The 13236-nt window shown below is 61.0% G+C and carries 16 protein-coding genes and 1 pseudogene; 12 read left to right on the top strand and 5 right to left on the bottom strand.

The features are described from left to right. Nucleotides 1-96: pseudogene (locus tag ACEW8G_RS15630) on the bottom strand (2,5-dichloro-2,5-cyclohexadiene-1,4-diol dehydrogenase); the annotation flags it as partial. 185 nt (nucleotides 97-281) lie between these two features. On the opposite strand from ACEW8G_RS15630, the gene ACEW8G_RS15625 reads away from it, so the two are divergent. From ACEW8G_RS15625 to ACEW8G_RS15605, 5 genes are all read left to right on the top strand, one after another. Next, entirely contained in the window at nucleotides 282-1457 is a 1176-nt protein-coding gene (locus ACEW8G_RS15625; protein WP_373489321.1) for an acyl-CoA dehydrogenase family protein, read from the top strand. Between the two features lie 143 nt (nucleotides 1458-1600). Continuing rightward, nucleotides 1601-2737, top strand: coding sequence for an acyl-CoA dehydrogenase family protein (locus tag ACEW8G_RS15620; protein ID WP_373489320.1), 1137 nt, complete (start codon nucleotides 1601-1603; stop codon nucleotides 2735-2737). A 150-nt stretch (nucleotides 2738-2887) separates the two neighbouring features. Then, nucleotides 2888-4027 (top strand): acyl-CoA dehydrogenase family protein, encoded by a 1140-nt coding sequence (locus tag ACEW8G_RS15615; protein WP_373489319.1) that lies wholly within the window; start codon nucleotides 2888-2890, stop codon nucleotides 4025-4027. A gap of 29 nt (nucleotides 4028-4056) precedes the next feature. Then, entirely contained in the window at nucleotides 4057-4857 is an 801-nt protein-coding gene (locus ACEW8G_RS15610) for an SDR family oxidoreductase (RefSeq protein ID WP_373489318.1), read from the top strand. A 36-nt stretch (nucleotides 4858-4893) separates the two neighbouring features. After that, nucleotides 4894-5580, top strand: a complete 687-nt coding sequence (locus ACEW8G_RS15605) for a DUF4197 domain-containing protein (RefSeq protein WP_373489317.1) — start codon at nucleotides 4894-4896, stop codon at nucleotides 5578-5580. Nucleotides 5581-5589: 9 nt separating this feature from the next. Here the strand turns inward: ACEW8G_RS15605 and gmk are convergent, their stop codons facing one another. The 4 genes from gmk to ACEW8G_RS15585 form a co-directional block, all read right to left on the bottom strand. Further along, the gene (gene gmk / locus ACEW8G_RS15600; protein WP_373489316.1) at nucleotides 5590-6243 is read right to left on the bottom strand and encodes a guanylate kinase; all 654 of its coding nucleotides are present in this window, start codon (nucleotides 6241-6243) and stop codon (nucleotides 5590-5592) included. Between the two features lie 54 nt (nucleotides 6244-6297). Beyond that, on the bottom strand, nucleotides 6298-6699 hold the full coding sequence (locus tag ACEW8G_RS15595; protein ID WP_373489315.1) for a hypothetical protein: 402 nt from the start codon (nucleotides 6697-6699) through the stop codon (nucleotides 6298-6300). Nucleotides 6700-6766: 67 nt separating this feature from the next. Then, nucleotides 6767-8164, bottom strand: a complete 1398-nt coding sequence (gene fumC / locus ACEW8G_RS15590) for a class II fumarate hydratase (protein WP_373489314.1) — start codon at nucleotides 8162-8164, stop codon at nucleotides 6767-6769. Nucleotides 8165-8197: 33 nt separating this feature from the next. Beyond that, complete coding sequence (locus tag ACEW8G_RS15585) at nucleotides 8198-8671, bottom strand: SspB family protein (RefSeq protein WP_373489313.1); 474 nt, start codon at nucleotides 8669-8671, stop codon at nucleotides 8198-8200. A gap of 122 nt (nucleotides 8672-8793) precedes the next feature. Between ACEW8G_RS15585 and hisB the strand changes: the two genes are divergently transcribed. The 7 genes from hisB to ACEW8G_RS15550 all read left to right on the top strand — a co-directional run bounded on the left by hisB (nucleotide 8794) and on the right by ACEW8G_RS15550 (nucleotide 12739). Continuing rightward, a complete protein-coding gene (gene hisB, locus ACEW8G_RS15580; RefSeq protein ID WP_373489312.1) occupies nucleotides 8794-9387 on the top strand; it encodes an imidazoleglycerol-phosphate dehydratase HisB in 594 nt (197 codons plus the stop codon). Next, nucleotides 9380-10000 carry an imidazole glycerol phosphate synthase subunit HisH gene (gene hisH / locus ACEW8G_RS15575; RefSeq protein WP_373489311.1) on the top strand — a complete coding sequence of 207 codons (621 nt, stop codon included), beginning with the start codon at nucleotides 9380-9382 and terminating at the stop codon, nucleotides 9998-10000. The genes hisB and hisH overlap by 8 nt, the downstream gene beginning before the upstream one ends. After that, a complete protein-coding gene (gene hisA / locus ACEW8G_RS15570; protein WP_373489310.1) occupies nucleotides 9997-10731 on the top strand; it encodes a 1-(5-phosphoribosyl)-5-[(5-phosphoribosylamino)methylideneamino]imidazole-4-carboxamide isomerase in 735 nt (244 codons plus the stop codon). Before hisH ends, hisA begins: the two co-directional genes overlap by 4 nt. Next, a complete protein-coding gene (gene hisF, locus ACEW8G_RS15565) occupies nucleotides 10728-11495 on the top strand; it encodes an imidazole glycerol phosphate synthase subunit HisF (RefSeq protein ID WP_373489309.1) in 768 nt (255 codons plus the stop codon). Before hisA ends, hisF begins: the two co-directional genes overlap by 4 nt. A 174-nt stretch (nucleotides 11496-11669) precedes the next feature. Beyond that, the gene (locus ACEW8G_RS15560; protein ID WP_373489308.1) at nucleotides 11670-11960 is read left to right on the top strand and encodes a PEP-CTERM sorting domain-containing protein; all 291 of its coding nucleotides are present in this window, start codon (nucleotides 11670-11672) and stop codon (nucleotides 11958-11960) included. A gap of 59 nt (nucleotides 11961-12019) precedes the next feature. Continuing rightward, nucleotides 12020-12352: a phosphoribosyl-ATP diphosphatase gene (locus ACEW8G_RS15555; protein WP_373489307.1), complete on the top strand. Its 333-nt coding sequence runs from the start codon at nucleotides 12020-12022 to the stop codon at nucleotides 12350-12352. A 6-nt stretch (nucleotides 12353-12358) separates the two neighbouring features. Then, on the top strand, nucleotides 12359-12739 hold the full coding sequence (locus ACEW8G_RS15550; protein WP_373489306.1) for a histidine triad nucleotide-binding protein: 381 nt from the start codon (nucleotides 12359-12361) through the stop codon (nucleotides 12737-12739). Nucleotides 12740-13236 lie beyond the last annotated feature (497 nt).

Raw genomic sequence — 13236 nt, 5'->3', positions numbered from 1 at the left:
GACCCGCGCCCCCTCGCCGGCGAACAGCAGCACCGCCGCCTTGCCGATGCCCGAAGCGGCGCCGGTGATCACCACGGTCTTGCCCGAGAATCGCATGATGCCTCGTCCACTTTGGTTTCGCTTTGAAACCAGCCTAGAGCGGCGGGGCTTCGCGTCAACGCCCGCCGCGCCGACCACGGGATGACGCTACGGCAAGGCGGAGCCGCCAAATTCCTTGGCTGCCGAGCTTGCACGATGCCCCCGACTCGCCTTAACCTTTCGCTTAAGGAGAGGAGCTTCCCATGTCCGATCTCGAATCCTTCCGCCAGGATATCCGCGGCTGGCTCGAAGCCAATTGCCCGGCCGAAATGCGCAAGCCGCCCAAGGACGAAAGCGACGTCTGCTGGGGCGGGCGCAACGCAAAGTTCAAGAGCGAAGCGCAGCGCCAGTGGCTCGAGGCCTGCGCCGCCAAGGGCTACACCGTGCCCGACTGGCCCAAGGAATACGGCGGCGCGGGGATGAGCCCGGCCGAGGCCAAGGTCTGGCGCGAGGAGATGGCGCGGATCGGCGCGCGCATTCCGCTGTCCAGCTTTGGCATCTGGATGCTCGGCCCGGCGCTGCTCAAGTTCGGCACCGAGGAGCAGAAGCGCCATTACCTGGGTCAGATCGCGCGCGGCGAGATCCGCTGGTGTCAGGGATACTCCGAACCCGGCAGTGGCTCGGACCTCGTGTCCCTCCAGACCTTCGGCGAGGACAAGGGCGACCATTGGGAGGTCAACGGCCAGAAGATCTGGACAAGCTACGCCGACAAGGCCGACTGGATCTTCTGCCTGGTCCGCACCGACAAGGCCAACAAGTACCAGGGGATCAGCTTCCTGCTGTTCGACATGGCCAGCGAGGGCGTCTCGACCAAGCCGATCAAATTGATCAGCGGCAACTCGCCGTTCTGCGAGACCTTCTTCGACAACGTGAAGGTGCCCAAGGAGCAGCTCGTCGGCGAGCTGAACCGCGGCTGGGACGTCGCCAAGTACCTGCTCGGCCACGAGCGCGAGATGATCTCGGGCGCGGGCGGGGGCGATCGCACCGCCGCGATCGGCGCGGCGATGAAGCGCAATGCCGCCAACGACGGTGGAAGCCTCGACCCGATCCTGCGCGCCGAGCTGGCCCAGTTCGATGTTGATGCGTTGGCGTTCAAGGCGATGGCCGAACGCTTCACCGACGAAATGAAGGCGGGCAAGGGCCATCCTGCGCAGCCCAATATGATGAAATATGCTGGGACCGAGCTCAACAAACGCCGTCACGAATTGGTCATGGCGGGCAACGGATCGGACGCGCTGGAGTGGGAGAGCGATGCTTCTAAGGGCGGGGCCAAGGCGCGCAACTGGCTCCGCACCAAGGCAAACAGCATCGAGGGCGGCACCAGCGAGGTGATGCTCAACGTGATTTCAAAGCGTATCCTCGATCTGCCGGGGGCGTGAGCGCCATTTAGCCCTCTCCCCTTCAGGGGAGAGGGTTGGGAGAGGGGCCTGCCGCTCCGTTTTTCCAAACCATTCAAGGGCCGGGCGAGGTTTTATTCCCCTCTCCCCGGCCCTCTCCCCTGAAGGGGAGAGGGAGACTTCAAATGCCACTTTACCTCAACGAAGACCAAACCATGCTGCGTGACAGCGCGCGCGAATTCATCAAGGCCGAGGCCCCGGTCAAGCATATGCGCGCGCTGCGCGATGAGAATTGCAAGGACGGTTTCCGCCACAAATTGTGGAAACAGTTTGCCGAAATGGGCTTTACCGGCATTCTGATCGGCGAAGACCATGGCGGGCTTGGACTTGGCCATGTCGAGGCAGGTGTTGTGCTGGAAGAAATTGGTCGCAACCTCTCGCCCTCGCCATTCCTGACCACGTCGGTTGCCGGCGTTGCTGCGCTCAACGAGGGCGGCAAACATCTCAAGGACAAATATTTCCCCGGCATTCTGGCGGGAGACACCGTGCTGGCGCTGGCGATCGATGAAGGCGCCAAGCACCGCCCGGCGCAGATTGCGACAAAGGCTGAGCGCTCCGGTAACGGCTTCAAGCTGACCGGCACGAAACAGTTCGTCATTCAAGGCGCGAGCGCCGATGCTTTGATCGTCGCCGCACGAACATCGGGCGCGCCCGGTGAGACCGACGGGCTGACGTTGTTTGCTCTGGATAAGAACGTTGCGGGTCTGTCGCTGGACAGCGCGCGGCTGGTCGACAGCTCTATGGCAGCGCATGTGATGCTGGATGGGGTCGCGGTTGATGCCGATGCCGTAATCGGGGAGGTCGACAACGGTTGGAAGGTCCTCTCTTCGCTGCTGCGTGCAGGCCGCGCGGGATCAGCCGCAGAGCTTGTCGGCGTCGGTGCCGGCGCGATGGATATGACCGTCGATTACCTCAAGCAGCGCAAACAGTTCGGGCGGCTGATTGGTGAATTTCAGGCGCTGCAACACCGCGCCGCGCATTTGTACAGCGAGATGGAAATCGCACGTGCTGCGGTTTTGAAAGCACAGCAGCTGATGGATGAGGGGCAGGACAGCGCCGAAATCTATGTGTCGGTTGCCAAGGCCAAGGCGGGCCGCACAACCAATCTGGCAGTACGCGAGGGTGTGCAGATGCATGGCGGCATCGGCATGACCGATGAATACGACATTGGATTTTACATGAAACGCGACCGGGCGCTCAACGAGTTCATGGGCGATGCCAATTTCCACGCGGGCCGAGTCGCAGAGATATTTGGGTATTAAGGCAATCTCCCCTCCTGTTTTCGGGGGGCAGGTTCAGCTTGTTGAACCGGGGTGGGCCGACCAAAGCTTATCGCACTGCCCCACCCCGGCCTCACCTAAAGCTCGTCCTCCCGTCCCGCCAGCGGGGGGAGAAAGATCAGGGAAAGCATTATGGCACTCGATCCAGACATTTTTGAAGCCTTGCTCGAAGGCGTGCGCCGGTTCGTGACCGAGCGACTGCGACCGCTCGAAGCGCAGGTTTCGGAGACCGACGAAATCCCGGGTGAACTCGTTGCCGAGATGAAAGAGCTTGGGCTGTTTGGCTTGTCGATTAGCGAGGAGTTTGGCGGACTGGGTCTCAACATGGAAGAAGAGGTGCGCATTGCTTTTGAACTGGGTCGCACCTCGCCCGCAATGCGCTCGACCTTTGGCACCAATGTCGGCATCGGCAGCCAAGGGCTGGTGGTCGATGGCAGTGATGCGCAAAAAGCGAAATATTTGCCCCGTATTGCGTCAGGCGAAATCATCACCTCGTTTGCACTCACCGAACCCGATGTCGGATCAGACAGCGGCGCGGTGAAGACCCGCGCCGAGCTCGACGGCGATGCCTATGTGCTCAACGGATCGAAGCGCTACATCACCAATGCTGACAAGGCCGATCTGTTCACTGTCATGGCGCGCACCGGCGAGCCAGGGCCGAAGGGCGTCAGCGCGTTTCTGGTGCCGCGCGATCTGCCGGGCCTCTCGGTCGGCAAGCCCGAACGCAAAATGGGCCAGCAGGGCGCACATGTTTGCGATGTGATCTTTGACAATGTCCGCGTGCACGCAGAGAACCGATTGGGCGCGGAGGGCGATGGCTTCAAGGTCGCGATGCGCGTGCTGGATCGCGGGCGGCTGCATATTTCGGCAGTGTGCGTTGGTGCCGCCGAGCGGTTGATCGCCGACAGCGTCGCCTATGCCAAGGAACGCAAGCAGTTCGGCAAGCCGATCGCCGAGTTCCAGCTGATCCAGGGCATGATCGCCGACAGCGTGGCCGAGTGCAAGGCCGCCAAAGCCTTGGTGCTGCAAACCGCGCGCGCCAAGGACCGGGGCGAACGGATCACCGAGGATTGTGCCTGCGCCAAGCTGATCGCATCGGAAATGGTCGGCCGCGTTGCCGACCGGGCAGTCCAAATTTTCGGCGGCGCAGGCTATATCGCCGATTATGGCATCGAACGCTTTTACCGCGATGTCCGGCTGTTTCGCATCTATGAAGGCACCAGCGAGATCCAGCGCACCATCATCGCGCGCGAAGCATTACGGCAGGGCTGATCAAGCCCGCCATTACAGGAGAGACGACCATGAACATCGAGCAGCTGTTTTCCGTCAAGGGAAGGGTCGCGCTTGTCACCGGCGGCTCGCGCGGTATCGGCAAAATGATTGCGCAGGGGCTGATCGCGGGCGGGGCCAAGGTCTATATTTCGGCGCGCAAGGCCGATGCCTGCGATGCGACCGCCGCCGAACTTGGTCCAAACTGCATCTCGCTGCCCTGCGATGTTTCCAGCGTCGAGGGTGCGCGTCAATTGGCGGCGCGGCTCGCCGAGCATGAAACGCGGCTCGATATTCTCGTCAACAACGCGGGCGCTGCGTGGGGCGCTGAGTTCGAGGATTTCCCTGAAATCGGATGGGACAAGGTGATGGACCTCAATGTCAAATCACCGTTCTTTCTAACCCAGGCGCTGCATGGCCTGCTGAAAGCGGCTGCAACTGCCGAGACCCCTGCGAAAGTTATCAATATCTCGTCGGTTGACGGCATGCGAATCAACCCGTGGGAGACGTACAGCTATCAGGCGAGCAAGGCGGCACTGATCCAGCTCACCAAGCGCATGGCGGTGCGGCTGCTGCGCGATCATATCTATGTGACCGGCATTGGCCCGGGAGCGTTTCCGTCGGACATGAACAAGGCGGCGCGCGATCATGGCGACATCGTGGCCAGTTCGATTCCCAACAAGCGCGTTGGCAATGCCGAAGACATTTCGGGCGCGGTGATCTTTCTCGCCAGCCGTGCGGGCAATTATGTGATTGGCACGACAATTCCCGTCGATGGTGGTATCGTCAACGCTCAGGTGCCCGGGGACAAATACGATCCTGAAGGTCACTGACTGGATCGTTCGACCAAAAGACAGGGAGGCAATATCGTGCGCATCACTCCAGCTTTGATCGCTGTGGCGATGGGGAGCGCAGCGATTGCTTCTATCGTCTCCGTCGCACCTGCCGTCGCGCAAGGCACTGGCCTGTCGATGAAGGGCCTGCTCGGCAACGCATCAGACAGCGCGCTTGATCAATTGAGCAAACCCGGCGCGTTCTACGCCGATCAGGCCGTGCGCATCGCGCTGCCGGGGCCGCTGCGAAAAGCCTCAAGGTTGATGAAGCTTACGGATCGTGCGGGGCTCACCAACAATCTCACCAAAGCATTTAACGATGCCGCAGGGCTGGCCGCGCAGGAGGCCAAGCCGGTGTTCCGCTCCGCCATCGATCAGATGACACTGGCCGATGGCGTTGGCATCGTGACGGGCGGTGATACTGCAGGCAGCCAATATCTGCGGCGCACATCGGGCGAGGACCTGCGCGGCAAGATGCGGCCCATGGTCAGCAATGCGCTTGAGCGCACCGGCGCGTTCAAGCAGATCGATACATTCAGCGCAGGCCGGTCAGGCGGAATGCTCGGCGCGCTCACAGGCGTTGATGTGAGCCGCGACGGACTGATCGACAGCGTCACCGATCAGACGATGTCGGGTATCTTCACTTATATGGGCCGTGAGGAAGCCAATTTTCGCAAGAACCCGTTGAAAAAGGGCCGCAAGCTGCTTGATCGTATAATGTAACTCGTCCGCTCACACATCCGGGTGCATCAATTTGCGGACGTAGTCGATCAGTCCGGTCTGGCGTGCACGACGCATCCGTTCGGAGTGCAGGATCTCGCAGACCTTGGTGAAGCAGCTGTCGACATCATCGTTGATCACGACAAAGTCATAGCCATCCCAGTGGCTGATCTCATCCTGCGCGCGCGCCATGCGACCGGAAATTACGTCTTCGCTGTCGGTATTGCGGCTGCGCAGACGGCGGTGCAGTTCTTCGAGCGAGGGCGGCAAAATAAACACCCGCACGACATCACCTTCAGATCGCTGGTACAGCTGCTGCGTGCCTTGCCAGTCAATATCGAACAGAAAATCGCGGCCTTCGCGCAGCCCCTGTTTTACGGCTGCCTTGGGCGTTCCGTAGAAATGACCGAATACCCTTGCCCATTCCATCAGTTCATCGTTGTCGACCATCCGGTGAAAGCTTGGCTCATCAATGAAGTGATAATGCTCCCCATCGATTTCCCCGGGGCGGGGAGGGCGAGTGGTCACCGATACCGAAAGGCACAGGTCTTCATCGGCCTCAAGCAGCATCCGCGCGATGGTTGATTTGCCCGCGCCCGATGGCGATGACAGGATGAACAGCAGCCCGCGACGGGCCAAAGCGTTTTTGGATGCGGATATAACCATGGCGGCTCATGGCCAAAGCAGGGGCCAAAGGTCAACCGGTTTATCGTGAAGTAATCAGGTCCTGGTGTCGGGTTTGTCGCCAGTCTTTTCGATTTTGGCCTTTAGCTCATCGGCCTTGGCCGCCTTGCGATGGTCGTAGATGGCCTTGGCGACAAGCGCGCCGCCAACAAGAACCGCGCCAGGCACCGATCGTGTGGCCAGCCGGGCAAGAACCCCGCCAACAATCGAGCCGCCAAATACGGTCGCAGCGAACTGGGTGCGCGCCTGCGTTCCGATGAGATTGCGCACCATCTGGTCGTTGGCGGCGGTGCTGAGCAGCTTTCCGGCGCCACTGGCTGCGTTGTGCGACCAGTGCTTTTTGGGCGTGCCAGGCGAAGCCAGTGCGGTGCTGGACGCCGCAGTATCGGGCTGCGTAGGCGTTGCGGGCTTGTTGCTGTCATTTGCGGGCTTTTTCATCGCTCTATCCTACTCCAGAAACATTATGGTCGCAAACGCATGATGACCAGGGAGCGTTCCGTCGTCATTATGCGCCTGTCATGTCCTGTGGGCGCACGTGCAGATCGAACGTCGCAGCATCGACCAACCCCAGCGCGATGCCCGCCTCCTTAAGCGTAAGGCCACGCGCGTGCGCGTGTTTGGCGATGCTGGCGGCATTATCATAGCCGATCACCGGCGCCAGCGCGGTGACCAGCATCAGCGACCGGTCGACCAGCTCGGCAATCCGTGTCTCGTTGGCCTGCAACCCCTCAACGCAGCGCTCGGCAAAACTCCCCATCCCGGTGCTGAGCAGATCGATGCAACGCATCACATTGGCGCCGATCATCGGCTTGAACACATTAAGTTCCAAATGCCCCTGCATCCCGCCAACGGTCACCGCTTGATGGTTGCCGATGACCTGCGCCGCGACCATCGTCAGCATTTCGCACTGGGTTGGGTTGACCTTGCCTGGCATGATCGAACTGCCCGGCTCATTAGCGGGAAGCTCCAGTTCGCCCAGTCCCGAGCGGGGGCCGGAGCCCAGCAGGCGGATGTCATTGGCGATCTTGGTCAGAGCCACCGCCAATGTGCTGAGCGTGCCCGACAGATGCACCAGCGGGTCATTGGAGGCGAGCGCCTCAAAGCTGTTGTCTGCCGGGAGGAATGGATGTCCAGTGATGTCGGCAATCGCCGCGCACATCGCATCGGCAAAGCCGGCGGGTGCGTTCAGCCCGGTGCCAACCGCCGTGCCGCCGATGGCGAGCCGGTCGGTGCCTGCCACTACAGCCGGTTCGATGCGCATGCTGCAACGATAGAGCTGATTGGCATAGCCGGAAAATTCCTGCCCCAGCGTCAGCGGTGTCGCATCCTGCAAATGGGTGCGACCGATCTTGATGATCGCAGCCCAGGCCCTTGCCCTGGCATCGAGCGCGTCGTGAAGCCGCGTCAATGCTGGTAGCAGCCGCGCGCGCACCGCCAAGCTTGCGGCGATGTGAATCGCTGTGGGGAAGGTGTCGTTCGACGACTGGCTCATGTTGACATGATCATTGGGGTGGACTGGATTCTTGCCACCGCGCGCGCCGGTCAGCAGCTCGTTGGCGCGGCCTGCGATCACCTCGTTGACATTCATGTTGGTCTGGGTGCCGCTGCCGGTTTGCCAGATGGTCAGCGGAAACTGGTCGTCGTGCTGGCCCGCGACGATTTCAGCAGCGGCGGATTCAATCGCATCGGCGATCTCGCCGGGGAGGCCATGCGCGCGATTGACCTTCGCCGCTGCCTGTTTGACGATGGCGAGACCATGGACGATGCCGATTGGCATCCGTTCGTGCGGTGCGAAAGGAAAATTGATCAGGCTGCGCTGCGTCTGCGCGCCCCAATAGGCCTCCGCTGAAACAGCGATATCTCCGAGCGAATCACTTTCGATGCGGGAATTGGCGCTGGTCATGGACTTTTCTCCGAGGGCGGAGCGGCAGGACGCCTATTTGCGCTTGCCGAAATCCACGCTGACGACGTTCGACCCGTCGCCATCGCTGGCCGGGTGGTCATTTTCTGCCGCGTCATGCGGTTCTGGCGGGGGGCGATCACCGCTGACCTGAAATTGCAGCCCGAAATCAACCGCCGGGTCAACAAACGCGGTGATGGCGGCATAGGGAATGAACAGATGCGCAGGCACCTGATTGAAGCTCAGACCCACCGAAAAGCCCGCTTTCTCGACCTTGAGATCCCAGAACTTTTGCTGCAGCACGATGGTCATCTCATCCGGAAAGCGCTCAACAAGATGCTTGGGGATATCGACGCCCGCGGCATGGGTTTTGAATGTGATGTAGAAATGGTGCTGGCCAGGCAATCCAGACTGCTCGACCTCACCGAGGACCCGTCCAACAACGGCGCGCAGCGCCTCCTGCACGATCTCGTCGTAGGGAATCAGCGTATCGGGGACTTCATCACTCATGCCCAAGTTGGTGGACTGAGTGGCGCACAGGGTCAAGACGCTATCTGGCAACAGCGCGCCTGGTGGTGTTTTGCGGCAGCAAAATTCTTGCTTGAGCGGGCAGGGCGGCTATAGCGCGCACCATGCGCACCGCCCGGATTGAACGCAAGACCCACGAAACCGATATCTTCGTTGAGGTAAACCTTGACGGAAGCGGTCGTTTCGATGTCTCCACCGGCATCGGCTTTCTCGATCATATGGTCGAACAGTTCTCGCGACATTCCCTGATCGACCTGACCTGCCGGATCGCAGGCGACCTGCATGTCGACCAGCACCACACGACCGAAGATTGCGCGCTCGCCATCGGCCAGGCGCTCGTTCAGGCGCTTGGCGATAAAGGCGGGATCGTCCGTTATGGCCATGCCTATTCGCCGATGGACGAGACATTGAGCCGGGTTGCGGTGGATATTTCGGGCCGTCCGTTTCTGGTATGGAAGGCTGCATTTTCGCAAGCCCGCCTTGGCGAAATGGACACCGAACTGTTCGAACACTGGTTCCATTCCATTGCCCAGACGGCAGGCCTGACGCTGCATGTCGAACTGCTCTACGGGCAGAACAACCACCACATTTGCGAGAGCATCTACAAAGGCTTTGCGCGTGCGATGCGCAGCGCGGTGGAGATCGATCCGCGCAAGCAAGGTGCCATCCCATCGACCAAGGGAGTGCTGGGTGGCTGAGCGCGTTGCGCTGATCGACTATGGCGCGGGCAACCTGCACAGCGTTCACAACGCGCTCAAGGCGGTGGGAGCGCCGGATATTGCCGTTACTGACGATCCTGCAGTGGTGCATAGCGCCGACCGGATTGTCCTGCCCGGCGTGGGTGCGTTCGCCGCCTGCATGGACGGGTTGCGCGCAATCCCCGGCATGGTCTCCGCGTTGGAAGCCCGTGTACTCGGCGATGGCGCGCCATTTCTGGGCATTTGTGTGGGCATGCAACTGCTCGCCACGCGCGGCGTCGAGCATGGTGTGCACGAAGGGCTCGGCTGGATTGACGGTGAGGTGCGCGCGTTGGTGCCAGCGCCTGGCATCAAGGTGCCGCACATGGGCTGGAACGATGTGGTTCCCAAATCTGGCGAGCCGCTGATCGAACAGGGCGAGGCCTATTTCCTGCACGGCTATCATTTTATTGCCGCCGATGAAGCCGATGTCGCCGCCACCACCGATCATGGCGGCGCTGTGACAGCCGCGGTCGCGCGCGCCAACATCATTGGTGTGCAGTTTCACCCGGAAAAGAGCCAGGCCTATGGCCTGCGCCTGCTCCGCCATTTTCTGGACTGGACCCCGGCATGAGCCTGATCGTGTTTCCCGCCATTGATCTTAAAGGTGGCCAGGTCGTGCGACTGGCCGAGGGCGATATGGAGCGTGCCACCGTTTACGGTGATAACCCGACCGCGCAGGCGCTGCAGTTCGCCGAGGCTGGCGCGCAGCACCTGCACGTCGTTGATCTTGACGGCGCGTTCGCCGGCGAGCCGGTCAACGCGCGGGCGGTCAAGGCGATCATTGCCGCGTTTCCAGGCTATCTGCAGCTGGGCGGCGGCATTCGCACACGCGAGGCGGTTGACGGATGGTTTGATTTGGGGGTGGCGCGGGTCGTCATCGGCACAGCGGCGCTGACCGATCCGGAATTCGTGCGCGATATGGCGCGCACCTATCAGGGCGGCATCGTCGTCGCTGTAGACGCGCGCGACGGTTTTGTCGCCACCCACGGCTGGGCCGATGTGTCGGACGTTCCGGTAGCTGATATGGCGCGCCGCTTTGAAGATGCGGGCGTCGCCAGCCTGTTGTTCACCGATGTGGGGCGCGACGGCATGCTGAAAGGCTGCAACATCGATGCAACCGTCGCGCTGGCCCGGGCGACCGATATTCCGGTCATTGCCAGCGGCGGGGTCAAAGGACTCGACGATATCCGGATGCTCGCGCTGCATGCCGATGATGGCATCGAAGGCGTCATCACCGGGCGCGCGCTCTATGACGGGCGGCTCGATCTGGCCACTGCGTTGGCGATGGCGGCACGCGGATGAGCGTACGGGTCCGTGTCATCCCCTGCCTTGATGTCGCCAATGGCCGGGTGGTCAAGGGTGTCAATTTTGTTGACCTTCAGGATGCAGGCGACCCGGTGGAGCAGGCGCGCGCCTATGACGCTGCCGGGGCGGACGAGCTTTGCTTTCTCGACATCACCGCCAGCCATGAAGCGCGCGGCACAATCATCGATGTTGTCATGCGCACGGCGGAGGTCTGCTTTATGCCAGTCACCGTCGGTGGCGGCGTTCGCAGCGCTGACGACGCCCGAGCCTTGCTGCTGGCGGGTGCTGACAAGATCGCTGTCAACAGCGCTGCTGTCGCGCGGCCAGCGGTGATCGCCGACATCGCCGAGCGCTTCGGCAGCCAGTGTGTCGTCGCTTCTATTGATGCCCGGCGCAAAGCAGACGGTGAGGGTTGGGAAATCTTCACCCATGGCGGCCGCACCCCGACCGGGATTGACGCGGTCGCGCATGCGCTAAACCTCACAAAATTGGGGGCAGGTGAACTGCTGGTCACTTCGATGGACCGCGATGGCACCCGCGATGGCTATGACCTTGCGTTGATCCGCAAGATTGCCGACCATGTCGATATTCCGGTGATCGCAAGCGGCGGGGTAGGTCATTTGGGCCATCTTGTCGACGGCGTGACACAGGGACATGCCAGCGCCGTGCTCGCAGCCAGCATTTTTCATTTCGGAGAAGCGTCGATTGCGGACGCCCATGCCGCGCTCATCGCTGCCGGAATCCCGGCCCGTCGGCATTGATCCGGGGCGCAAAGTCGCTTTCCAAGCGCGCTGTAACACGGTGAACAGGTGTCGGCGACCTTGACAAGTCAGGGCAGACATGACCCGGCATTAATCATCGTCATCAAGGATTTTCAGGTTGCTCAGGGTTCTGGCAGGCTGATTGCTTAACGTTTGGATATGAAGTGTCTCGTAATGAAGCCTGAGAAATCAGCTGGAAAATCAGTTGGCAGGGCACTGGCCAAATCTACCGCAGCGATGCTGTTGGTGGGTGCGCACTCCGCCGCGTTTGCGGCATCGACGACATTTGCCACAATAGCGGAGCCGCGCTCGACACTCGATGGCTTTACCCGCGCGAGCGGAGTGCAGGCGTGGCTCGAGATTTCCGAACCCGGCAGCTTTGGGCTGCTGCTGCTGGGCATCGCCGGTCTGATCGTCGGGCGCTGGGCTGCACGCCACAAACGCAAGGACCCGCCGCGCAAATAAGCGTTCGGGTTTAGAGCGGGTCTTGACCTGATAAGGCGTCACGCGCACAGCGACAGGCCATGTCCAGCTTATCAAACCAGACGATCACGCGGCTTGAGTCCGTCATTGCGGCGCGCCGCGCAGCCGCATCCGATGCCAGCTATATCGCCACGCTCAGCGCGCGCGGACGCAGCCGGATTGCTCAGAAGATCGGTGAAGAGGCGGTAGAGACTGTCATCGCCGCAATCTGCGATGATTCGCACGGCATGGTGTCTGAAAGCGCCGATCTTGTTTTTCACCTTTTAATCCTGCTCGCCGACATGGGTCTGTCATGGGATGCGGTTATGGCAGAGCTTGATATCCGCGACGGCGTGTCGGGACTCGCTGAAAAGGCGTCTCGCAAAGAGGATTAAAGTCAGATGCCGATTGACCCGACGCTGCCATATGATGACCAGAATATCTTCGCCAAAATCCTGCGCGGCGAGGTCCCGTGCAACAAGATCCACGAAGATGATCATGTGCTCGCTTTTCAGGACATCAACCCGCAGGCACCGACACATATTTTGATTGTTCCAAAGGGTTCGTTTGTAAGCTGGGACGATTTTTCAGCACGCGGCACCGATGAACAAATCGCAGGATTTGTGCGTGGCGTGGGGCAGGTGGCGCGGATGCTGGGCCTCGTGCAGCCAGGCTATCGGTTGCTCGCCAACATCGGCAATCACGGGCATCAGGAAGTCCCGCACCTGCATGTGCACCTGTTTGCCGGGCGACCACTCGGGCCGATGCTGCTCACCGATTGATCGACTCCCATGCCGCTTCCATCCAGCATCGCAAAAGCCAAAGTTTTGCGCATGGGCCGGACGGAATGACGCTGCAGCGTTCAGCGGTTTTGATTACCGGCCAAATATGATCGCCAATTGTCAGGGCTACGGCGATATATCCAGAGCCAACGCCGATAATGTGAGCTGAGGCAAGGACCGCATCCTCGCCGCTGAGTCGGATTTCGCTGCCGCCACAGGAACTGGCAAAAAATGTCGCCAGGGCACAACTCGGATACTGAAGCCCCCGTTCGCCGCATTGAAGCCGACAAGCCAGTTGCCACCGCGCGAAAAGGCGCTAATCCTGTGCGTTAGGGTCTGATCCCTGGGACGCAACTGGCAGGCCTGAGCCTGCCAATGGGTGGGAAACCAAAAACATCATGAAATTCGCACGCGTAAAGTCGCTCGACGCCATCATGGCGACAGCCAACAAGAAGTCGCTGCACCGTTCGCTTGGTGCCTTGCAGCTGATGCTGTTC

This window comes from Blastomonas sp. (assembly GCF_041747255.1).
GTDB lineage: Bacteria > Pseudomonadota > Alphaproteobacteria > Sphingomonadales > Sphingomonadaceae > Blastomonas.
The sequence above is the reverse complement of the archived record's forward strand: the minus strand, read 5'-3'. Positions and strand labels throughout refer to the sequence as shown.

Excerpts from the sequence above, each read along its gene's own strand:
- hisF (WP_373489309.1), top strand. The coding sequence starts at position 10,728 with ATGAGCGTACGGGTCCGTGTCATCCCCTGCCTTGATGTCGCCAATGGC.
- hisA (WP_373489310.1), top strand. The coding sequence starts at position 9,997 with ATGAGCCTGATCGTGTTTCCCGCCATTGATCTTAAAGGTGGCCAGGTC.
- ACEW8G_RS15595 (WP_373489315.1), bottom strand. The coding sequence starts at position 6,699 with ATGAAAAAGCCCGCAAATGACAGCAACAAGCCCGCAACGCCTACGCAG.
- fumC (WP_373489314.1), bottom strand. The coding sequence starts at position 8,164 with ATGACCAGCGCCAATTCCCGCATCGAAAGTGATTCGCTCGGAGATATC.
- ACEW8G_RS15585 (WP_373489313.1), bottom strand. The coding sequence starts at position 8,671 with ATGAGTGATGAAGTCCCCGATACGCTGATTCCCTACGACGAGATCGTG.
- ACEW8G_RS15615 (WP_373489319.1), top strand. The coding sequence starts at position 2,888 with ATGGCACTCGATCCAGACATTTTTGAAGCCTTGCTCGAAGGCGTGCGC.
- gmk (WP_373489316.1), bottom strand. The coding sequence starts at position 6,243 with ATGGTTATATCCGCATCCAAAAACGCTTTGGCCCGTCGCGGGCTGCTG.
- ACEW8G_RS15550 (WP_373489306.1), top strand. The coding sequence starts at position 12,359 with ATGCCGATTGACCCGACGCTGCCATATGATGACCAGAATATCTTCGCC.
- ACEW8G_RS15610 (WP_373489318.1), top strand. The coding sequence starts at position 4,057 with ATGAACATCGAGCAGCTGTTTTCCGTCAAGGGAAGGGTCGCGCTTGTC.
- hisB (WP_373489312.1), top strand. The coding sequence starts at position 8,794 with ATGCGCACCGCCCGGATTGAACGCAAGACCCACGAAACCGATATCTTC.
- ACEW8G_RS15555 (WP_373489307.1), top strand. The coding sequence starts at position 12,020 with ATGTCCAGCTTATCAAACCAGACGATCACGCGGCTTGAGTCCGTCATT.
- ACEW8G_RS15620 (WP_373489320.1), top strand. The coding sequence starts at position 1,601 with ATGCCACTTTACCTCAACGAAGACCAAACCATGCTGCGTGACAGCGCG.
- ACEW8G_RS15625 (WP_373489321.1), top strand. The coding sequence starts at position 282 with ATGTCCGATCTCGAATCCTTCCGCCAGGATATCCGCGGCTGGCTCGAA.
- ACEW8G_RS15560 (WP_373489308.1), top strand. The coding sequence starts at position 11,670 with ATGAAGCCTGAGAAATCAGCTGGAAAATCAGTTGGCAGGGCACTGGCC.